Annotated in this window: 15 protein-coding genes; 5 read left to right on the forward strand and 10 right to left on the reverse strand. The window is 37.2% G+C overall.

What is annotated here, in order from left to right:
- Positions 1–223: 223 nt before the first annotated feature.
- Positions 224–628, forward strand: coding sequence for a MerR family transcriptional regulator (locus tag AC27I2_RS19135; RefSeq protein ID WP_219423536.1), 405 nt, complete (start codon positions 224–226; stop codon positions 626–628).
- 3 nt (positions 629–631) lie between these two features.
- Here the strand turns inward: AC27I2_RS19135 and AC27I2_RS19140 are convergent, their stop codons facing one another.
- The 7 genes from AC27I2_RS19140 to AC27I2_RS19170 all read right to left on the reverse strand — a co-directional run bounded on the left by AC27I2_RS19140 (position 632) and on the right by AC27I2_RS19170 (position 10,435).
- Positions 632–1,033 carry a hypothetical protein gene (locus AC27I2_RS19140; RefSeq protein WP_219423535.1) on the reverse strand — a complete coding sequence of 134 codons (402 nt, stop codon included), beginning with the start codon at positions 1,031–1,033 and terminating at the stop codon, positions 632–634.
- Between the two features lie 55 nt (positions 1,034–1,088).
- Positions 1,089–1,541 (reverse strand): GNAT family N-acetyltransferase, encoded by a 453-nt coding sequence (locus AC27I2_RS19145; protein ID WP_487205192.1) that lies wholly within the window; start codon positions 1,539–1,541, stop codon positions 1,089–1,091.
- Positions 1,542–1,593: 52 nt separating this feature from the next.
- Positions 1,594–2,175 (reverse strand): hypothetical protein, encoded by a 582-nt coding sequence (locus AC27I2_RS19150; RefSeq protein WP_487205193.1) that lies wholly within the window; start codon positions 2,173–2,175, stop codon positions 1,594–1,596.
- A 133-nt stretch (positions 2,176–2,308) separates the two neighbouring features.
- Entirely contained in the window at positions 2,309–3,775 is a 1,467-nt protein-coding gene (locus AC27I2_RS19155; RefSeq protein WP_487205194.1) for a DNA recombination protein RmuC, read from the reverse strand.
- Between the two features lie 870 nt (positions 3,776–4,645).
- The gene (locus AC27I2_RS19160) at positions 4,646–7,792 is read right to left on the reverse strand and encodes a DEAD/DEAH box helicase (protein ID WP_487205195.1); all 3,147 of its coding nucleotides are present in this window, start codon (positions 7,790–7,792) and stop codon (positions 4,646–4,648) included.
- 426 nt (positions 7,793–8,218) lie between these two features.
- Entirely contained in the window at positions 8,219–9,181 is a 963-nt protein-coding gene (locus tag AC27I2_RS19165; RefSeq protein WP_219422258.1) for a transcriptional regulator, read from the reverse strand.
- 15 nt (positions 9,182–9,196) lie between these two features.
- Positions 9,197–10,435: an AAA family ATPase gene (locus AC27I2_RS19170; RefSeq protein WP_487205196.1), complete on the reverse strand. Its 1,239-nt coding sequence runs from the start codon at positions 10,433–10,435 to the stop codon at positions 9,197–9,199.
- 775 nt (positions 10,436–11,210) lie between these two features.
- Between AC27I2_RS19170 and AC27I2_RS19175 the strand changes: the two genes are divergently transcribed.
- On the forward strand, positions 11,211–12,425 hold the full coding sequence (locus AC27I2_RS19175) for a hypothetical protein (protein WP_006793243.1): 1,215 nt from the start codon (positions 11,211–11,213) through the stop codon (positions 12,423–12,425).
- Between the two features lie 64 nt (positions 12,426–12,489).
- Here AC27I2_RS19175 and AC27I2_RS19180 read toward each other — a convergent pair whose 3' ends face one another.
- The gene (locus tag AC27I2_RS19180) at positions 12,490–13,365 is read right to left on the reverse strand and encodes a DNA replication terminus site-binding protein (protein ID WP_487205197.1); all 876 of its coding nucleotides are present in this window, start codon (positions 13,363–13,365) and stop codon (positions 12,490–12,492) included.
- 580 nt (positions 13,366–13,945) lie between these two features.
- Here AC27I2_RS19180 and AC27I2_RS19185 point away from each other — a divergent pair.
- On the forward strand, positions 13,946–15,295 hold the full coding sequence (locus tag AC27I2_RS19185; protein WP_058405349.1) for a class II 3-deoxy-7-phosphoheptulonate synthase: 1,350 nt from the start codon (positions 13,946–13,948) through the stop codon (positions 15,293–15,295).
- A gap of 62 nt (positions 15,296–15,357) precedes the next feature.
- Here AC27I2_RS19185 and ppsR read toward each other — a convergent pair whose 3' ends face one another.
- Positions 15,358–16,167 (reverse strand): posphoenolpyruvate synthetase regulatory kinase/phosphorylase PpsR, encoded by an 810-nt coding sequence (gene ppsR / locus AC27I2_RS19190; protein ID WP_487205198.1) that lies wholly within the window; start codon positions 16,165–16,167, stop codon positions 15,358–15,360.
- A gap of 154 nt (positions 16,168–16,321) precedes the next feature.
- On the opposite strand from ppsR, the gene ppsA reads away from it, so the two are divergent.
- Positions 16,322–18,697, forward strand: coding sequence for a phosphoenolpyruvate synthase (gene ppsA / locus AC27I2_RS19195; RefSeq protein WP_138528249.1), 2,376 nt, complete (start codon positions 16,322–16,324; stop codon positions 18,695–18,697).
- A gap of 63 nt (positions 18,698–18,760) precedes the next feature.
- On the opposite strand, the gene AC27I2_RS19200 is transcribed toward ppsA, so the two are convergent.
- Positions 18,761–18,973 (reverse strand): PGPGW domain-containing protein, encoded by a 213-nt coding sequence (locus tag AC27I2_RS19200; protein WP_219422255.1) that lies wholly within the window; start codon positions 18,971–18,973, stop codon positions 18,761–18,763.
- 144 nt (positions 18,974–19,117) lie between these two features.
- Here AC27I2_RS19200 and ydiJ point away from each other — a divergent pair, with 144 nt between their 5' ends.
- Positions 19,118–22,165, forward strand: coding sequence for a D-2-hydroxyglutarate dehydrogenase YdiJ (gene ydiJ, locus AC27I2_RS19205; protein ID WP_487205199.1), 3,048 nt, complete (start codon positions 19,118–19,120; stop codon positions 22,163–22,165).

Raw genomic sequence — 22,165 nt, forward strand, 5'->3', positions numbered from 1 at the left:
ATTTATAAATTAATTAACCTGAACTATGGTTAAGAGACTTACTAATATATTGCATAAAGGTGATATTAAAATTGATTTTTTCTAGCCAGAGATTTTCAATGAAAACAGGGCGAATTTACGCATCAATAGCTGGCCTATTGCAAGTAAATTCAACGCAGTTAGCGTTGAAAATAGCTGCTAGATATAGGTTTATTATCCAGAGTTCAGGTTAAATAGGACCACTATGAAAATAAGTGAACTTGCAAAACTCGTTGGCGTTGCCCCTAGTACAATTCGTTATTACGAAAGTAAAGGTTTGTTACCGAAAAGCAGCCGCAATAGTAATGGCTACAGGCAATACGAACATTCAAGCATTGAGCAAATAAAAATGATTAAGTTTGCACAAAGTTTAGGGTTTTCGTTAGAGGAAATACCGACGTTAAAAACACCAGAAAACGACCTAGATCACACGGTTGTTATTGAGCGCTTGCAACTAAAGCAAAACGAAGCGAATACACTGATAACTCAGCTGCAAAAAAAATCGCAGCGCATTGGTAGCTTAATTACGCAATTAAATTCAAGCTGGTCAAATGGACAATGTTTAACACAGAAACAAATGAGTGATTTATTGAATGAGGGCCAGTTTTAACGGTTAGCCGTTTTTATTATTAAGTAGAAATACCCAAGCAAAAAACATCATAAACACAAAGTCGTTTATACCGTAAATACTGTAAAAAATACCTGCGAATAAATCTTTATCATATACATTACTTAGCTTGTTGTTTGCTAACCATAATAACCAAGTCACAACATAAACCAGTTTTTCAATAACAAACGCGCCGGCAAGCCACTTTATATTTGAGGTAATAAAAGCGCTAGCTAAATATGCTAAGCCCCATATAACGATCATTAACAAGCCAAAGTTAGACATAACAACAGGGTCTAGTTCATTTATTACAGGATTTGTAAAAAATCGAGAGAAAAGTAAAACACCGCCTATATTCATGCCTGCAGCCATAATAAAACCAAATTTGATTAGTTTATTTTTTGTCATGTTTTCTGCCTATCCGGTTTGTTAATTAAAGTAGATAACTCAATCATGTACTTTGTTAGTTAAGTTCAAGTAGCATCGCCGTTTTTAAAATACCATGTGCCGGCAACCATTGTTTATATTCAGAAAAGCCATGTTTTTTATATAAATTAATTGCTGGCGTATTTGCGACAGCAGTTTCTACTACCGCTTTGTTATACGTATGCGATTTAAGCGCATGAGCAATTAACTTACCCGCTATTCCTTTTTTAAAGTAGCTTGGATGCACAGTTAAACTTTCGATACTTAAGCACTTATTTTTTACTTTAATTTCTATAACTCCAGCTAGGGTACTTTCACAATAAAAACCATAAAATAATGCGTTGCTGCGCACAATATCGTGCTGCATTCTGCTAAGAGGTGGAAAATGTGAAGCCTTTATTAAAAGGGCCTCTACTTTATAAGCACTCTGAAAAACGTTATAAATTTTCTCGGCTACAGAAGGAACTGCATTTTTTAGTTGTACGACCATTTTAATGTCACTTATATTTTTGGATATTGCAGCTATTTGAAAAAATGAATTATTAATTGGTATATTCAATTAGCTCTTCAACGTATAAATACCCTTTTTGGCGTTGAGTTAACTTAATGAATGTTTTTAATTTAGGTGCATATAAGTGAATATCTTGTGTGTCGGCTGAGTAGCCTCTTGAGTTAGTAATTTTACCTGTGTACTCAATGGTATAAGCTTTATATGTGCCAGCTTCTACTGTTTCATCTTTATATGAGATAACTTTAGCGTTTTGAATTGTTGAGCCCTTAGTGCCATCTTCGCTTTCCCAGTGCTCTTCAAACACCCATGTTTTACCCACATATAACGGCCAATAATAACGCGCCGTTGTGCTGTTATTAGGCTTTGTTAATACCTTTAAAGAGGTAATTCCTTTACCCGTTAACATACCTAGAGTGCCACTTTTGCTGACTATTTGCTTAGTGTCCGTGCCCTGTTCACGTATTTCATTGCTAGGTGTTACCCCTTTATATTTCCATACCCACTTTTCACCTTCACTATAGTCAGCTTGAATTGGTTGATACGTTTTTTCATTTGAGGCGTTTGTAAAAAAGCTTGATAAGCTTAAAGCAAAAATAATAAATTTAGCGTTCATTTACGTTATTCCTTTTTATTGCGTTTTACTTTTGTGTTTAAGCCTAGTAATTGAGGGTACTGCTCGATTAAAGCAAAGTTTGATAAATAGCGCTTACAGTTTATAAGCGCTATCACCAATCAAACCAGTAGGGCTAGTCTAACTCTAGCTGTGCTCGCTCTACGCTCTCGTTAGGCAACTCTTTTTGAACAGATACACCAAGCTCTTTAAATTCAGCGGCTTGTTTAATTAAGTTACCTTTGCCTCGGTAAAGCTGCGAAAAAGCCTTGTCGTAGCTTTCTTTTGCTCGGTCTAGCTGTTTACCAACCCCTTCCATACTCAGTAAAAAGCCGTTTAATTTGTTGTAAAAACGTTCGGCACGGTTTGCAAGCTCTTTTGAATATTTGGTTTGCTCTTCAAAACGCCAAAGCTGTTTTACAATATTTAAACTCGTTAACAGCGTTGTAGGTGTGGCAACCAGTATATTTTTTTCTATCGCTTGTTGGTAAATATCGCTTTGATATTTAAGCGCTTCTACAAACGCAGACTCTATTGGTACAAACATAATCACAACTTCTGGCGAGTTGAGCCCTGGCAAACGGTCGTATGATTTGCTTGCTAGCTCGTTAATACGCGCTGTAACTGCATTTACATGCTCTTTAATAGCTTGATTAGCATCCAGTTCATTTTCAGCATTTACATAACGGGTGTAGGCATTAAGGGATGTTTTTGCGTCAATCACTAAATGACGACCTTGTGGTAAGTACACAACAACATCGGGACGTAAGCGGCCGTCTTCGGTATTAAACGACACTTCACGCTTGTAATCAGTACCGGCGCGAAGGCCTGCGCTATCGAGTACGTTTTCAAGCATTAGCTCTCCCCAGTTACCTTGGGTTTTCTTTTGCCCTTGCAGCGCATTGCTTAGTTTATCAGCTTGCTCGGTGATGGATTGGCTTTTGGCTTGTAAGTGTAAAAGCTCTGTTTTTAACTGAGCTCGTTGTTTTAAATCTTCAACATGAATCGACTCCATTTTATCTCTAAAGCCTTTTAACTCGCCTTGAACAGGTTTTAACAGTTGTTCAATACTTTCTTGGTTGGTCACTTTAAAGCTTTGGGTTTTTTCATCGAGTATTTTATTGGCTAAGTTTTCAAACTCTTTTTTAAGCACGTTTTTACTTTGCTCTATTTGCGCTAGCTGCTCAGTAAAGTTTTGCTGCTTTTGCTCTAGCGTGGTTCGCATATTATTGAGCTCTATGTCTCGATTATTATATTGCGCACGTAGCTGAGTTAATTCGGTTTCGGCTTTTTGCCAAAACTGATTATATTGCATGCTTTGTTTTTCTTGCTCACTGCAACGCGTTTTAAAATGCTGCGCCTCGTCACGCTGTTCTTGATGGCTATGTTCAAGCAGCTCGTGTTCATCTTGTAAGGCGCTAAGCTGCTCTTCTTTGTTATCGAACTGACTTTGTAATAAAGAAAGTTGCTGTTGCTGCTCGTTAATTGTTTTTTTTAATTTTTTGCGAGGCAAAACGGCAATAACACTATAAAGCACAATACCTGCAGTAAACCCTGCTGCAGTGCTTACCCAATCAATTTGGGTGAGTATTTGAGTAATCATAAAATAAACTTATAAAATTTATAGACATGCCATCATAACGAATAAGTTTGGACAGAAGTAGGGGGTAGTAAATAACAGCCATAAAAAAAGCCAGTTCAAAGTGAACTGGCTCAACCATTACTAAATAAGTAACACAACAGGGGGAATCAACATGAAAACTTGTATTAACTGCAATTAATCAACAAGCATAATAGTAGACGCTCTGTTTTGAATTAAGTTCATAAAAAGATCAAATTATTCTAAATAAACTGATCTTTGGCTCATAAACCATTAAATGCTAAAAATTAGCCATAAAAAAAGCCAGTTCAACGTGAACTGGCTCAACCATTACTAAATAAGTAACACAACAGGGGGAATCAACATGAAAGCTTGTATTAACTGCAATTAATCAACAAGCATAATAGTAGACGCTCTGTTTTGAATTAAGTTCATAAAAAGATCGAATTAATTTAAATAATACCAATCCGCTTATTTAGTGATCTATTTTGAGGATAGGTAAACGTGTTGATAGCTTGGCAAAAAACTAGTTATTTAGTTGTTCTCGGCCATTACTCCTGCATTGCTCTACCTTCTGCACCCATGCAGTCGTAAATAAGAATTTTTTAACGCAGATAGCGACACTTTTGGCCCCACAAAATGATTAAGCATTATTGCGGATTGGTATAACTTCAGCCCCAGCTAATGGGCAACTAAAAAGAAGCATAAAAAAAGCCAGTTCAAAATGAACTGGCTTAATCATTACTAAAAGTTAGTAACTAAATAGGAAATCAACATGAAAACTTGTGTTAACTGCAATTAATCAACAAGCATAATAGTAGACGCCCTAGATTTGAATAAGTTCAAAAAAGATCGCACTAATTTTAAAATAAATTAACTTTTTATAAGTGACAACATTTGTTGCTCATCAAACTGTGTAAAACTCATTGATTTATCAGTAAATAGGGCATCAACAAGTGCTTGTTTGTCCTCTTGCATTTTAAAAACTTTTTGTTCAATTGAATGACTCATTATCAACTTATAAACAAAAACAGGATTTGTTTGCCCAATACGGTAGGCTCGATCGGTGGCTTGCTTTTCTACCGCAGGGTTCCACCATGGATCGAAATGAATAACGGTATCTGCTTGTGTTAAATTAAGCCCAGTACCACCTGCTTTTAAGCTAATTAAAAATACAGACGTTTTCCCACTGGTAAACTCATCAATGACTTTATCGCGATGGCGAGTTTGGCCTGTTAATAAACTAAAGTTAATGTTTAGCTCATTCAATTGTTTAGCAATTAAATCTAACGCGGACGTAAATTGGCTAAATATAATTACTTTACGCCCTAGGCTCAACATTAAAGGGAGGTGAGTAGACAACCATTCTAATTTTGCAGAGCCTGCTTGTGTATCGGGCTCAATAAGCTTTGGATGGCAACAAATTTGCCTAAGCTTTAGTAAAGCCTCTAAAAAGGCAAGTTTACTTTTTTGAACGCCTTGCTCAGCAAATAGATCAATTAGCTTTTCTTCAAGTGCACGTGTTATTCCTTGATACATTTCTTTTTGTTTAGGCTCAAACTCAAATTCTTTAGTAATTTCTGTTTTTTGCGGTAGTTCTTGCGCAACTTGTGCTTTAGTTCGACGCATAATAAACGGCATTATGAGTGCTTTTAATTGCTCGGCACGTTCCATATCGGCTTCGCGTTCAATAGGCGTTTGAAAATGTTGTTTAAAATGAGCTTGAGAGCCTAATAAAGAGGGCATAGCAAAGTCGAGTAAAGACTTAAGCTCAAGTAAGTTGTTTTCAATTGGGGTACCGCTTAAGCACAATTTAAAATCAGCATTAAGCCTTTTTACTAATCGTGATACCTGAGCAGAATCGTTTTTAATATATTGCGCTTCATCAAGAATTATATTTTCAAAATAAAGCGGCGAATAATAAGCTATGTCGCGCTTTAATAAAGGGTAAGTTGTAAGTATACATTGTGCTTGTGCTAGGTGCTTTAATGGCTCGTTGCGATTAGCGCCAAATATGGTTATTACCTTAAGACCTTTAGTAAATTTTATTATTTCGTTTTGCCAGTTACTCACTAAGCTAGTTGGACACACAATGAGTGTAGGGCCAGCTTGTGGGCGATTATACGTACTTGTTAAAAACGCAATGACTTGCAGTGTTTTACCCAACCCCATATCGTCAGCTAAAATGCCACCAAGTTTATGACGTTTTAAAAAACTTAGCCAATCAACACCTTGCTGTTGATACTCTCTAAGTTCAACCGACTCATTTAAGCCATGCAGCGATACACTCGGCATAGCTTTACCGGTATTGTTAAGCTCCTCAAGGTAGCGCTCGAGTGAATCGTCGTGAAGCTCAACGTTGATTGCAGTATGTTTTACAAGTTCTGGCAAGTACGAAAGCGGTATATTAAATTCATCACGCGTTTTTACAAATTCAAAACGTTGCTTAAAATCAGTCAGCAAATTTATAGCTGACTTATTAATAACACCAAACTGTCGGCCAACAGGGTAGTAATGAAACAACTGACTTTGTCGATTTAACGATTGATAAAGTGGATCTTCGTCACTAAAAAGGTGCGAAAGCTTACTATTGTTAATGAGCACTTTACAGTGCATTTGATGCCCTGCAGCTCTATTAGCAATAAGTGATACTTCACTTTGTGGATTGGCGATATCCATCTTACCAATAGTGACTTTCCAACCATGCTCTTTAAAGCTCGGAAATACCTCGTAAGTTAACCAATGCAGATGAATAGCCGATTGCTTGTTGAAAGTAAACTCACTTTGTAAACCCCCTTTACAAAACTCAAAACCTAAATTAACAAGCTCATTGGTTATTGTGTTTTCAAACGCGCTATTAATTAAATTATTTGGCGCTTTACCTGCAGGGTAATTTTTATTTTTATACCTAAAGGATAAGGACAGCCTTAAACCAGCATCTCCCATAGATACTTTAATTACTGCGTTACTCGCTGTTTGCGGTAAAACAGATTGCGTATTGGTAGGGTGAGGGATAACTCCCGCACCAAAGTTATCTGCAAGCTGCTTATAAATACGATCAAAATTAGCGCTGTGTATTGCAGGCATGGTTTGTAAATGCGCTATTTCATCGCCACTTAACGGTGTACGTATGCGGCCAACTTTTAGATGGTCAAGATCAATATATGTGGGCGGTGTGGTTTTGAGCACCGCCCAATTTTTACTTTGTTCTAAGTTAACAACTAATTTTGTAAGCTCTTTTTCTTGTTGCCAATTAAAACTAAGTGATTGACCACTTTGAGGTTTAATTGCAACACGAGAGCGATGTAAAAATAAGCGCTCGGTAGCAATTAACTGCTGTAACGCACTAAATCCCCATTGACCTTTTAGCTCGAGGCTACCGACTGCATTTTGTGAGCGAATCCAGCTGTAAAGCCTAAAGTCACTTTCAAGTAAATCATTTGGCGTTATAAAGCTATTTAATTGCTGGTCGGTTAGGTTACGCCCTAACGTATAATTTTGGTTTTTATCATAATTAGCAATTTTGGGAGATATAAATACTTTATTATTTTCAACACTTAATATAAAAAGTAACACTTGGGATGGGGTTGTTAATTCGGTACTTTTAAGTGTACTTAATTCGCTGAACCAATCATTTATAAAGTAGTCTTCGCCATACTCACCAGAGTGCTCTATTTTGAGCTTTAGTAAAATGGCTGCGAGGTGTAGGCATTTTGTTTTGATATTACAGGTGCAATGGGTATCAACAGAATAACCCGCTGGTAATTTACTGATCTCAACTCGCTGGTTATACGAAGCACCGGTATCACTTTGAACAGTTGAGTCTACCACCGAAAAATCACTGTTATGTTCTAACCAAGTAATTTTACCATTTTTATAATATTCTTTTCCTTTTGCCAACACGTTTGGCTTAAACAGTTTATTTATAAAGCGTTCGGAAAGAGGAAACTGGGTAGCCTGCTCATTTTTAATTTCTTCAAAAATAGCGAGTAAATCATTTTTTGATAGGTTAGCAGACATGTCACTCAAAGGATTAATTTTTAAAAATAATTTTCCCAGTATATGCCTTATAAGCGCTGAGCTAAAGCACTATTCACAGTAATGTAAACTGGTTGGAGCTGATAGCTTGGTAAAAATTCGGTTTGTGGTACTAAATAGCCCAATAATAAAAAAATAAACAATAACCCACAAATAACGTACAAAATATAAACACCTTTTTACACAGCATGGGGGCTTTACAGATCATAATTTTACTAAGGGATAAACGGATAACTCACAGAATGGTGCTGAAGTGGTAAATAGTTAGTAAAAAAATGATCTCAGCGACGCTATTTAGGTAAAGCAGCTAAATAAACGCTATTTTAGATCAAATTTTTACTAACTGAGCAGGCTGGTAGATCATGATTTTACTAACTTATAGGACCTAGCAGATCATTTTTTTACTAACTAATTAAATGCACTAAGTAACTTAGTTAACTGCTCTAAACGCTTGTCTGTCATAACTTTATTGTTAATTTTAATTGATACATCGCCACTTTTTAAGTTTCGCTGCAACATTACATACTCGTTTTCGAGTACAGCTTCTTTTTTTGAAGCCGCTTGAGGTTCTGTAGTCAATAACTTAGTGATAGCCATAGCACGCTTGTCGTCACTTGTAATGGCGTTTACTTCAGTATTGCCAGCTACATCAGCTATCAGTCGGTTAAAGCTCTCTGCGTTACGCTCCTTGGCAGTAATAAGCTTTTTAGCGACTTCTCGACCAACGTGATTAGCGGTTGGATACAAAGCAATAACAGAAGACGGTATTTGCTCATACGCTTTTATTGCGTCTGCAATTGCGGTGTGAGATACACCTTCAATTGCAGCAATTTCGCGGTACGATCCTTTTTTACCTTGTTCGAGCAGCTCGTTTTTGGTTTGTTGGTAAGCTTGGCCTAATTCCCACAGGCTTGGTGCTATGTATTGATCGGACGATACAGCTAAAATTTTAGCATCTTGCTCTGTGAAATCGCTTGAACTTAAAACAAGATAATCTGCATTACCTAAAATACACGCCATTCGACGGCGCGAACCAGCAAGTACCAAACTTGAATCATCTTGCTCCCAAAGCAGAGCAGGATGCTGGTTTCGTCCATCCTCACGAATAGCAGGAAGGATATCCGAGACCGATTTTTCATTTAATAACGACTGGACACGACGATTTTTACCATAAACATTAGTCGTTTTTTGAATATCAGCATGCGAAATTACTTTACAAACAAGGGTAATCTGGCGCGAAGAGTCACTCGGTGCAGGCATTTTAATAACATCGCCAGCATTCGCTTGCTCTAAAAGCGCATCAAGGCTGCTATTCCCTACAGCCGTTGCAAACGGGTCTAAGCGGGTGTCGTTTTTACGTTTTTTAGCCATTGTTATTTAACATCCTTACTTAGGGGTATTTAGTTTTGATTGGGTAGATTGCCAGTTAGATCGGATCAGCATTTCAAGTTCATCAACAACATCTTTAATATTTTCTTGAGCACGCATAAGTGATTCGCGGCTTGCTAGACTGTCTGACGCTTTTTGATCAAATATGGTGTTGAAAGAAGACGAACTAGCCGTAATTGCAGAGCTATGGTTAATTGGATAACTCATAACTTGACGACCAAAAGCGCTACGTACATCTTTAACAATGTCACGCTGTGAGTGGTTACCTTTAACGTAGTTCGTTACTAGAAATTGCATAAAGTCCCAACCTTCATGGCCAAGAGCTGCAACAGTATGATAAATCTCACCTAAACGTTTTAAATATTTATTATTAGCATCAAAATCGACCGCTTCTGGGTGAACGGGAATTAACATTGCTGTTGATGCCATTAATGCATTGTAAAACATAAAGTTAAGAGTGGGTGCTGTGTCTATTAGTAATATATCGAATTCGTCTTTTACAGGAGCAATGACCTTTTCGAGTAATTTATGATAATGACGAGTCTCTTCATAATTAGAGGTGTCTTTGAGTAAAGTTGCAGTTTCGTGTTCAAAGTAAAAATCATCCATACCAGAAGGTAAGACACGAATGTTTGGTATATGCGTTGGTAAAAATGAACTTGAAACGAATTCTGGCCAGGTTTCACCGTCATCTAAATCAATACAATCGCGCATTAAGTCGCCGACAGTAATGGGATCATGCTCACTCGATGGGAAAAAGCTAGACGAAGAGCCCTGAGGATCGAGATCTATAATACCAATGCGGTAACGCTTAATATTTGTAGTGGCTAATGCCGCTGCAATATTAACCATACTAGTTGTTTTGCCGCATCCTCCTTTGAGCGAATTAATAACAATAACCTGTAGTTTATCGCTATTAGCTCGGTGATCAGGCTTTATATCCATTATATCTGCCATTGCAAATATATTAACCAAGGTGTAAGCGTAATGCCCGTTAGCACCACGTTTGATGTTCAAATCGTCAAAGTCACCATTGTCATGACGACGTTTTAATGTACGATTGTTACATCCTAATAAATCAGCGGCTGCTTTTTGGGTGTATGTTCTTAATTCTTTTTCTTCTGATTTAAGATGAGCGCGATAATGTTGAATACGTCCTTCTAGTGACTTTTCAGCAACTTCAGCTGTTGCTTTTAAAAGTCGATAGGTATCTAGCGCATTATTATTAATTGACATACTTTCCTTCCTCAAAGTTAGGTAATTAGTATAATGTCCATTCAAATACCTGTAAACAACTATTTATGGCGACATGTGTTTTAAAAAGAAGACATCATATAATAATTTTACACCTTTAATATTGCTTAGTATAAATAAAGAAGTATAAAGGTGGTTAAATATATAAGGTAATAAAGGTTAAGGGCGGAAAATAAGCGTGTAAATACATGATAAATATAAATAAATGTTAAAAAAGTAGATCAGTATTATACGTGGTTAAGATCAGATCTTTAATAACTTACAGATCAGCATTTGATTAACTGCTAAATATATTTTGTAGTTATACACAGCTTACCCTTAAAGTTATAAACAAATACGGTACTTAAGATCATGCTTTTACTAAGTAAATTAGAAAGTTATACACCGTTCAGTTAAGTAAATGCAGTAATTAATTGGTATAGATCTGATCTGTAGTAAGTACAGATCAGATCTATGCTAACTGACAATGCTCTTATACACAGGCTGGTATATTAAATACAAAATTTGTCGTGCTTTGCCCGCTAAATTTAGCATACTAGTGGACAAATTTTTAACTGAGTTAGTAAAAATGAGATTTGAAACACCTTTGTTAGTATAATGATGATCTTAAATTAAAGAAAAACGCGACTACTTAGTATAAAACTGATCTGAGTTGATTAATTAAAGGCAGATCACTTTTATACTAACTTAAACATTTAACTTTTTTTGTTTTATGTGTTGTTATTAGATGTCGCAATAATAAATGGAAATAAGAACAATGAGCCGAAAGGTCAACATCTCGGTAGATAACTTGCCTGATACATTAAGAGGCCAAATTCACGGGGTGGAAAGTGCAATTGATAACGAAAGTTTAGCACTATTTACAGATAACAAAGACGTTCGCATTTCTATTGAAAATGCAGCACATGGTTTACGTGCTTATTCTAATACATTTAATCATTACGATTTATGGGGACGTTTTGTTCGATCGGGTCATAAAAAACTTCCATTAGAAGAAGCGCCTAAAAAAACAATTATTACGCGTAAGATATCAGAAAAAGTAGATGGTATCTTATATGACGGCGAAATAAAAATAACACCGGCAGTTGTTAGTACTCGTAAAGACGGTGAAGATATTGAATACCTAGTCTGGCCATCAGATAGAGAAGAAAAAGTAGAACGTGCTCTTATCCGTTTAGCCTCCAAAGGTAAAATAGTAAAAATAAATTTTAAGTCCGGTATTCAATATGCCGTTGTTTTTTCTATGAACGAGTTAGCACAAGAACTTAAAGCGGTTGGTCAGTCTATGCCATATCCTGCTATTAAAGAATCGCTTGAAGCACTTCAAGGCTCAAAACTCTCGTTTAAATATTCTGCAACAGATACTAAAAATTCAGACATTGATGATTCGTTCTACGAATCAAATATGAATTTTTTATCTTCTTTACATTTTAGCGGGAAAAAGGGGCAGGGAGGCAATGTTAAATGCGTTGCGTGTTTAAATGCTTTTGTTCATAACATGATCGATAACCTTGAATATAAAGGTTATTATTTTAATAGTGCCCAAGAATTAAAGCGGGGATTATCACGCTGGATGATGTTACGTTTATACCACCTTTGGCGCTATGCGGCACCTGGCAAAACGTATCATTTCAGATTGCTTTCTATTATGGAAAAATATGGTTCGATATACTCAACCGACAACATTACAGAAAACAAATTAAAAGCATTACGTCGTGATATGACAACGACTATGAAAGACCTTATTGAAAAGGGGGCTATCTCTGAATACAGTATTACCAATGTAAAAGACGATAAAACAGGCAATATTATAGATTACACCTATGAAATGCACCCGTCAGATCAATTTTGTGATGAAATACTTACATTGAACAAGCATAATAAACGTATTGAAATTCAAGGCGGTAAACGCATCGTTGAAAACGCCGTTTTAATTGATGAAGATAAAATAGAAGAAATAGTCGAAAAATAGTTAATAATTTATTTTTGCTATTACACATACTAAAAGGCCGCTTAATGTGGCCTTTTTAACATAATTAATTTGTTACCTGTTCAAGGTAAAGTCTATCTACTAGGAAATCATACTCTCGTTTTCGAGGGTGACTAGCTGGCTTTTCGTAATCTGGTAAGGTACCAATTTTAACATCGGGCTCGGGGTTTATTAATATAAATGGTAATGCAGCACTAACGTGGTAACGATTTTGTGCAGTGTATCTGATATTAACTTGCGGGCTTACTCGAGTAGGGCGTCTTATTCTTAGTTTTTCCTTTTCACCTAAACTTGCTATTCTCATTTGTTCTTGAGCGACCAGAGATTGCCATTTTTGTTGGTCGATCATTCTTGGGTTTGTATAACCTGCAGATTTACTTAACATCTCGAGAGCCATTTTTTTAGTGAGGGTTTTGGTTGCGTGTTTGTGCATCCATGTAAATCTAACAGAAAAAGGTGATTCACTTTCACTGTGTATTTTTCTGTATGCGGCTAGGGTAATTAAATTTGGTACAGCATTATGAACAGCTTCAAAACGAGCGTCGTTGTTATCAATACTCAGAATACATTCTTTAAATGCTGCTTTAGCTGTATTTACCTGAGCAATCCTATTAGCAAGCGCCTGTTTATCAGCGTTTTTTATAATTAATAAACCAGGGTGTCTTTTAAGTACTCGACTACTTAATCCTGACTTTGTATATATATCAGTAAATGAATTAAAAATAGCTCGTTGAGCATCATCTCCCGTTATCTTTGAAACGGATATACTTTGAGGCACATTATCTTCCTCGCTAGCACTCACATCAGGCAACTTATAATATTCAGCTTTTGAATATTCACACTGCTTGAGTTCACCAATCAATAATGAGGTTAACTCGCTCATTAAATCAAACTGACTTCTTATTTTAATTTTTGAGACCACAACACACCAAGAACACATCTTACATTTATGAATAAGAATACTAACCTTGTCCTTTGATTGCAATAGTGTATACATCCACTGATGCTGAGAATAAATTTTAATAGCTTATAGTATGATGTGTTCTTTAATGTTCTGTACATAGGTGACTCTTTTACATAAGATTATTAACCTTAGGGGGTCGTACCTAAACCTTGAGTATGCTTCGGTAGCACAATAATTTACAAACGCAATACTAGCGCCAACAATTACTTAACTTCCACTGTAAAGTTAAGAGTACAATGAGCGGTAATTAAGTATGATGTGTTCCTATGTATATTGCTAATAATATCCCTTACTATGCTAACACTTCTTGTACACTATAAATCTAATGTTTTTATTTGTAATTTATTGATATTAAGCGTTTATATTACAAACTTGATGAAGTTTATTTTTCATATAAATGCAAAAATAAAGTGATTAATGTTTGTTTATAACTACCCCATAACAAAATAATTAGTAAATAGTGAATTTAGTGCTTGAATAGAGGTACTTGCATACGTTAATTTCACTACATCAGGTAAAGCAGGAATGAGGATAGAATATGCAATCGTGGAACCCAAATAGCTGGAGAGAACTGCCAATACTGCAGCAACCACAGTACCCAGATCAAGAAGTATTAAAGTCTGTTGAAGGCCAATTAAAAACAGCACCACCGTTAGTTTTTGCAGAAGAAACGCGTAGCCTATTTAAACAGCTTGAAGATGTATGTGAAGGCCGCGCATTTTTACTTCAAGGTGGAGACTGCGCAGAGTCGTTTAGTGATTTTAACGCAGCCAATATTCGAGATACGTTTAAAACAATTTTACAAATGGCAGTGGTTTTAACTTATGGCGGAAAGTGCCCAGTAGTTAAAATAGCGCGTATGGCTGGACAATATGCCAAACCACGTTCTGCAGATTTAGAAACTATTGATGGTGTTTCACTACCATCATACCGTGGCGACATCATTAACAACATTGACTTCACAGCTGAAGCGCGCATACCAGATCCACAGCGTTTGATGACGGCATACCATCATAGTGCTGCTACGTTGAATTTATTGCGTGCATTTGCACAGGGTGGTCTAGCTGATTTACATCAGGTCAATCGCTGGAACATGGGGTTTGTAGCTGCCAATCCACAAAAACAAAAATACCAACAGTTAGCTGACAAGATTCAAGATGCACTAGAATTTATGGAAGTATGTGGTATTAATTCAACTATTGCTCCTAGCCTTAAAGAGACTGACCTTTATACATCACACGAAGCATTGTTACTGGGCTACGAAGAAGCACTAACACGACGTGATCACTTATCGGGCGATTGGTATGACTGTTCAGCGCACTTTGTTTGGATTGGTGAACGCACACGTCAATTAGATCACGCACACATTGAGTTTTTTAAAGGCATTAAAAACCCTATTGGTGTAAAAGTTGGCCCAGGTATGGACCCAGATGAATTAATACGTTTAATTGATGCATTAAATCCAGATAACATCCCAGGTCGGTTAACATTAATTACTCGCATGGGTGCAGATATACTGCCAGAAAAATTACCAGCACTAGTACGTAAAGTTCAACAGGAAGGGCGTAAGGTAATTTGGAGCTCAGATCCTATGCATGGCAATACTGAAAAAGCGACCTCTGGTTACAAAACTCGCAACTTTGACAATATAATGCGTGAGATTAGCCAGTTTTTCTCTGTTCACAAAGCAGAAGGTTCATACGCAGGTGGTGTTCACTTAGAAATGACAGGTCAACATGTTACTGAATGTACTGGCGGAGCATATGGTTTATCAGACGACGATTTAGCGCAGCGTTACAAAACACAATGTGACCCTCGTCTTAATGCAGACCAAGTACTAGAGTTAGGCTTTTTAGTTGCTGATTTATTAAAAGACGCACGTAAATAAAACGCACTCATATAAAAAGCCGCTTAATAGCGGCTTTTTTTATTATTTTAATTATAAATAAGTTAGTACTTACGACGCTCTAAGTCGGTATCCATTAGTATTTTTGCAGATATTTCTTCAACTGAATGATGGGTTGAATTAAAGTACGCAATTTTATGACGTTTATAGAGCATTTCAACTTCACGTACTTCAATACGGCACTGCCTGATAGAAGCATATTTAGAATTGGCCATTCGTCTGTGTCTAATTGCAGCGAGCCTTTCTGGGTCAATAGTTAAACCAAATAATTTATGTTTGTAAGGCACTAAGCATTTAGGTAAACCTTCGCTTTCTAAATCTTCTTCAGTGATAGGGTAGTTGGCTGCTTTAATGCCATATTGTAAAGCTAAGTACAAACTAGTTGGTGTTTTACCACTTCGGCTCACACCAATTAAAATAATATCAGCCTCAGAAAAGTTTTTAATATTGCCTCCATCGTCATTCATTAAAGCGTAGTTCACCGCGTCTATTCTAAAGTCATAACTTTTCTCGTGTATAGAATGTGTCCGGTGCATTTTTGGTACAGGTGCTACCTGTAGTTCTTTTTCAATTTTTTCGCTGTAAGTGGTCAAAAAATCATACGGAATAGCATCTGCTGATTTTATAATTTCGCTCAAACTGTGATTTACAAATGTAAAAAATACAAAGGGTTTTTCACCTGTTTTTGCAGCCGTTGCATTAATTAACGCTTTAATTTCGAGTGCTTTTTCTTCTGTTTCTACGAAAGGAATAGTTTTGTGATTAAAATCGATTGGAAACAAAGATAACGTTGCATGCCCAAACACTTCTGATGTAATTGCTGTTCCATCAGATATATAAAATGCAGTTCTCATAATTAACCTTTTTGTTACTTTTAATCCCTAAAATGGGTTACTCACGGTTTACGCGAGGACTGTTGCCAGTGTAGAATGAAGGTGGCCTTTATAAAAGGTTTTCTTTCTTAACTCTCACAGTTTCAACTACAATTTGTTTTTTGGAGAAAGACCCGTGCAAGAATACGTTCTCTGGTATCAAGAGCTTGGTATGCAAGATGTTCCTCGAGTAGGTGGTAAAAATGCCTCTCTTGGTGAAATGATCTCTAACCTAGCTAACGCTGGTGTACAAGTACCGGGTGGTTTCGCAACAACCGCCGATGCTTTTAATGAGTTTTTAGACCAATCTGGACTCAATGCCAAAATTCATGACATCTTAGATACACTCGATGTTGATGATGTAAATACACTCGCTAAAGTAGGTGCCGATATCCGCCAGTGGATAATCGATACACCATTCCAACCAAATTTAGACCAAGCCATTCGCGATGCATATAGCCAACTTCATGGCGACGCTTCAGCAGATGTATCATTTGCAGTTCGTTCATCTGCAACCGCTGAAGATATGCCCGATGCATCTTTCGCAGGCCAACAGGAAACATTTTTAAATGTAGTTGGTATCGATTCCGTTATGGTTGCAATTAAACACGTTTTTGCATCATTATTTAACGACCGCGCAATTTCGTATCGTGTTCACCAAGGTTACGATCATCGTGGTGTTGCTTTATCAGCTGGTATCCAGCGTATGGTACGCTCAGATAAATCAGCATCTGGCGTTATGTTTAGTATCGATACTGAATCTGGCTTTGAAGATGTTGTGTTTGTTACTTCAAGCTACGGTTTAGGTGAAATGGTTGTACAAGGTGCTGTTAACCCAGACGAATTTTATGTACATAAACCAACATTATTAAAAGAGAAGCCTTCTGTAGTTCGTCGTAATATTGGTTCTAAAGCCATTCAAATGATTTACTCAGACGACAAAGCACACGGCAAACAAGTAGAAATAGTGGATGTTAATCCAGAACTTTCTAATAAATTTTCAATTACAGACGAAGAAGTACAAGACCTTGCCAAGCAAGCTGTAATAATTGAAAAGCATTACGGCCGTCCGATGGACATCGAATGGGCAAAAGACGGTAACGACGGCAAACTATATATAGTGCAAGCTCGTCCAGAAACGGTTCGTTCAAACGAAGACACCAACGTAATGGAACGTTTTCAATTAAACGGTTCAAGCAACATTGTTGTAGAAGGGCGCGCAATCGGCCATAAAATTGGTAGCGGTGTTGTACGTGTACTCGACTCGATTGACGAAATGGATCAAGTACAGGTTGGTGATATTTTAGTTACCGACATGACCGACCCAGACTGGGAGCCGATCATGAAACGTGCAGCAGCGATTGTAACTAATCGTGGTGGCCGTACATGTCACGCAGCAATCATAGCCCGTGAGCTTGGTATTCCTGCCGTGGTAGGTTGTGGTAATGCAACCGACCTAATTAAAGCAGGGCAGGAAGTAACTGTATCATGCGCCGAAGGCGATACGGGTTTCATTTACGAAGGTATTTTAGACTTTGAAGTGCTCACTTCACGTGTTGACGAAATGCCAGACCTACCAATGAAAGTGATGATGAACGTAGGTAACCCAGACCGCGCATTCGACTTTGCACGTTTACCACATTCAGGTGTTGGTCTTGCCCGTGTTGAGTTTATTATTAACCGTATGATTGGTGTGCATCCAAAAGCGTTATTAAATTTTGATGCACAAACAGATGCCCTTAAAGCTGAAATAACCGACATGATTGCCGGTTACGATTCACCTGTCGAATTTTACATTTCAAAACTCGTTGAAGGTATTTCGACATTAGGTTGTGCGTTTGCACCAGAGCGTGTAATTGTTCGTATGTCCGATTTTAAATCAAACGAATATGCTAACTTAGTGGGTGGCCAACAATACGAGCCAGAAGAAGAAAACCCAATGATAGGTTTTCGTGGTGCAGCACGTTACATATCTGAAGACTTCCGCGACTGTTTTGCACTAGAGTGTGAAGCTATTAAGCGTGTACGTAATACCATGGACATGACTAACATTGAAATCATGATTCCATTCGTACGCACACTTGAAGAAGGTAAGCGCGTAATCGAATTACTAGAAGAGCATGGCCTTAAACGTGGCGAAAATGGTCTTAAAGTAATTATGATGTGTGAACTTCCGTCAAATGCATTGCTTGCTGAAGAGTTTTTAGAACACTTTGATGGCTTTTCAATCGGCTCTAACGATTTAACACAGTTAACTCTAGGTTTAGACCGAGATTCAGGTCTAATTGCTCATTTATTTGACGAGCGAGACCCTGCAATCAAAAAGCTGCTTTCTATGGCAATTCAAACAGCCAAAGCAAAAGGAAAGTATGTAGGTATTTGTGGTCAAGGCCCTTCAGATCATGAAGACTTTGCTGCATGGTTGGTAGACCAAGGCATAGACTCTGTATCATTAAACCCAGATACAGTAATCGAAACTTGGTTATATTTAGCTAAAAAATTAGCTAAATAACCGTGTAACTATGTAAAAGCCAGCATTTTTTGCTGGCTTTTTTGTTGCTTAATTTAACTTGTTTTAATAGCGTGCTAATTTCTTATCTAAATACTGACACGATTTACTCAGTGCTTTTTGGCAAAGCGACAAATAATACCGCGCTTTTGGATAGTAAAACGAATAACACAATAAACCAGCCATAAAAAATATAAGTGATGGACCAGGTACAACCGCAAATATTAATCCTAATAAAATAAATAACGCACCCATGATCTGTAATACAATTTTTTTCATATAAATGACCTCTCGTGTAGTTAACTTGATTATAATTACAGCAGCGCTCAAATCGACAAAAAGAGTGTTACAAACTGTAAATTCTTCAATTTCTATTAGCAATCAGCATGATATAATTAACCAAATGTCTAAAAGTATGCCGTTATGATCGCAACAATTACTCAGCAAGATGCCGCGTCAGACCTTGTCGCAAATTACCTAAATACATTACAAAAGCAAGGCTTTACGGGCGATACCGATGCAAGTTATGCAACACGTATTACTGCGTCAACCGACAATAGTATTTACCAACAATTGCCTCAAGGTGTTATTTTTCCCAAAAACGAAAAAGACATTCAACTTGCTTTGCAAACCGCATCACGAGACCCTTTTTTATCATTAACGTTTGGACCTCGCGGTGGTGGCACTGGCACTAATGGCCAGTCTTTAACACCTGGTATTGTTGTTGACTTATCCCGTTATATGCGTGAAATTCTCGAAATTAACGTAGAAGAAGGGTGGGTTCGGGTTCAAACCGGCGTAATAAAAGATCAGTTAAACGACTTTTTAAGACCTTATGGGTTTTTCTTTTCTCCCGATTTATCGACCAGTAATCGTGCAACCATAGGCGGTATGATAAGCACCGATGCATCAGGTCAAGGTTCACTTGTTTACGGTAAAACAAGCGATCATGTATTAGGCCTTACAACCTATTTAGTAGACGGTACACCAATGAGTACCGCTCCAATAAATGTCGAAAAAGCAAAAATTATTGCAGAGCAAGACACTTTAGTCGGCTCTATATACAAAACCGTACTTAATATTGCCATTGATGAACGTGATGCTATTTTAACTAAATTTCCACGTTTAAATCGTTTTTTAACCGGCTATGACCTAGAACATATACTAAGTGATGACTTACTTACTTTTGATATGAGCCGCTTAATAACCGGTGCTGAAGGTTCACTTGGGATTGTTACTGAGGCAAAATTAAACCTAACCCCCATAGTCGAATTTAAAACATTAATAAATATTAAATACGACAGCTTTGACTCAGCACTTCGTCACTCTCCCTTTTTGGTTGATGCTCGTGCTACATCGGTAGAAACCGTTGATAGCAAAGTATTAAACCTTGCACGTGAAGATATTGTTTGGAATTTAGTATCGGACTTAATTACCGACGTTCCACATAAAGACATGCAAGGACTCAATATGGTTGAGTTTAATGCTGTTGCCGCCGACGACATAAAAGATAAAGTAGACTCCCTTTGTAAATTACTTGACGACTGTGTAGCTAATCAAACAAATGGAGTCATTGGCTATCAGCTTACCAGTAACAAAAGCGACATTTTAAAAATTTATGCAATGCGTAAAAAGTCGGTTGGTTTGCTTGGTAATGTAAAAGGCAGTCAAAAACCATTAGCTTTTGCAGAAGACACTGCCGTACCACCAGAAAACTTAGCCGATTACATTGTTGAGTTTAGAGCTTTACTCGACAGTCATAATCTACAGTACGGTATGTTTGGTCATGTAGATGCTGGCGTTTTACACGTTAGACCCGCACTCGATATGTGCGATCCAGAACAAGAAAAACTACTACGTATAATTTCAGACGAAGTAGTTAAACTCACTGCAAAGTACGGCGGCTTAATGTGGGGCGAACATGGTAAAGGCTACCGTAGTGAATATGGACCGGCGTTTTTTGGCGAACATTTATTTACTCAACTACGAAAAATTAAAACAGCGTTCGACCCATATAATCGAATAAACCCAGGTAAAATATGCACCCCAATCGATAGTGAAGACTCACTAGTCAGCGTCGATGGGCAAAAAAGATCGTGGTTTGATAAACAAATTTCAATCGATGTAAAAACCAGTTTTAATAACGCGATGACGTGTAACGGTAATGGTATTTGTTTTAACTACGATGAAAATTCGCCAATGTGTCCGTCTTATAAAGTGACAGGCGATCGTCGGAATTCACCAAAAGGACGAGCGAGTTTAATGCGCGAATGGCTGCGTTTGCAAGAATCTAAAAACATAGATTTGCTTGGTGTAGAAAAAGAATTAAACAAAGGCGAAGTCATTACTTGGTGGGAACGATTTGTACATAGCCGCGAGAAAAAGAAAGGTCTTTACGATTTTTCTCACGAAGTAAAAGCGTCTATGGATGAATGTTTAGCCTGTAAAGCTTGCACAACAGCTTGCCCTATAAAAGTTGATGTTCCTACTTTTCGTGCTCGATTTTTAAATTACTACCACAGTTACTATGCACGTCCACTTAAGGATTACTTAGTGGGTAACATAGAAAGTAGCGCGCCACTGATGGCCAAGTTTGGGAAAATAATTAACCCAGTTGTAAATACAACGTTTGTTAGCAGCTTAATTAAAAAAACAGTTGGCTATGTTGATACACCCCAACTGAGCATTCCGGCACTTTCAAAACGAATTAACAAAGCACAGCAATTTAGCTTTGAGCTTTTAACTAACTTAAATGCCCAGCAACAAAGCGAATACGTTTTAATAGTACAAGATCCATTTACTAGTTTTTATGAAGCTGAATTAGTAGAAAGCTTTATTACTTTAATAACTCAACTTGGCAAAAAACCAATGTTGTTACCGTTTAAACCCAATGGTAAACCACAACATGTAAAAGGGTTTTTGCACGAATTTAAAATAACCGCCAAAAACGCAGCTGAATTTTTAAATAAATTAAATGATATAAATGCGCCATTAGTAGGATTAGATGCGTCGTTGGTTATGTGTTACCGTGATGAATATAATACAATTTTAGAAAATAACCGCGGTGATTTTAATGTGCAACTTGCCCACGAATGGTTAGAAAATCAATCGTTTAAAGGCTTAAGTGCAAACAAAAATAATGAAACCGAATTTACATTATTGACCCATTGTACTGAAACCACATCACTGCCAAAGGCAGCCAATGTTTGGCAAACTATATTCTCCGATATTGGGCTAACATTAAACACAACCAATACAGGTTGTTGCGGCATGGCGGGAACTTACGGGCACGAAGCCCAAAACCAAGATAACTCTCGTGCATTATACGAAATGAGTTGGAAGCCGATTGTAGATAAAACTAAATCAGAACAACTCTTGTCAACCGGGTTTTCATGTCGTAGCCAAGTAAAGCGCTATGAGAAATTTAAACCTAAACACCCAATTGAATTATTAGCACACGTGCTCAAATAA

Source organism: Pseudoalteromonas sp. NH0006-46 (assembly GCF_057547735.1).

Bases quoted from the DNA above. Each gene is read 5' to 3' on its own strand.
- AC27I2_RS19135 (WP_219423536.1), top strand. From the start codon at position 224: ATGAAAATAAGTGAACTTGCAAAACTCGTTGGCGTTGCCCCTAGTACA.
- AC27I2_RS19140 (WP_219423535.1), bottom strand. From the start codon at position 1,033: ATGACAAAAAATAAACTAATCAAATTTGGTTTTATTATGGCTGCAGGC.
- AC27I2_RS19145 (WP_487205192.1), bottom strand. From the start codon at position 1,541: ATGGTCGTACAACTAAAAAATGCAGTTCCTTCTGTAGCCGAGAAAATT.
- AC27I2_RS19150 (WP_487205193.1), bottom strand. From the start codon at position 2,175: ATGAACGCTAAATTTATTATTTTTGCTTTAAGCTTATCAAGCTTTTTT.
- AC27I2_RS19155 (WP_487205194.1), bottom strand. From the start codon at position 3,775: ATGATTACTCAAATACTCACCCAAATTGATTGGGTAAGCACTGCAGCA.
- AC27I2_RS19160 (WP_487205195.1), bottom strand. From the start codon at position 7,792: ATGTCTGCTAACCTATCAAAAAATGATTTACTCGCTATTTTTGAAGAA.
- AC27I2_RS19165 (WP_219422258.1), bottom strand. From the start codon at position 9,181: ATGGCTAAAAAACGTAAAAACGACACCCGCTTAGACCCGTTTGCAACG.
- AC27I2_RS19170 (WP_487205196.1), bottom strand. From the start codon at position 10,435: ATGTCAATTAATAATAATGCGCTAGATACCTATCGACTTTTAAAAGCA.
- AC27I2_RS19175 (WP_006793243.1), top strand. From the start codon at position 11,211: ATGAGCCGAAAGGTCAACATCTCGGTAGATAACTTGCCTGATACATTA.
- AC27I2_RS19185 (WP_058405349.1), top strand. From the start codon at position 13,946: ATGCAATCGTGGAACCCAAATAGCTGGAGAGAACTGCCAATACTGCAG.
- ppsR (WP_487205198.1), bottom strand. From the start codon at position 16,167: ATGAGAACTGCATTTTATATATCTGATGGAACAGCAATTACATCAGAA.
- AC27I2_RS19200 (WP_219422255.1), bottom strand. From the start codon at position 18,973: ATGAAAAAAATTGTATTACAGATCATGGGTGCGTTATTTATTTTATTA.
- ydiJ (WP_487205199.1), top strand. From the start codon at position 19,118: ATGATCGCAACAATTACTCAGCAAGATGCCGCGTCAGACCTTGTCGCA.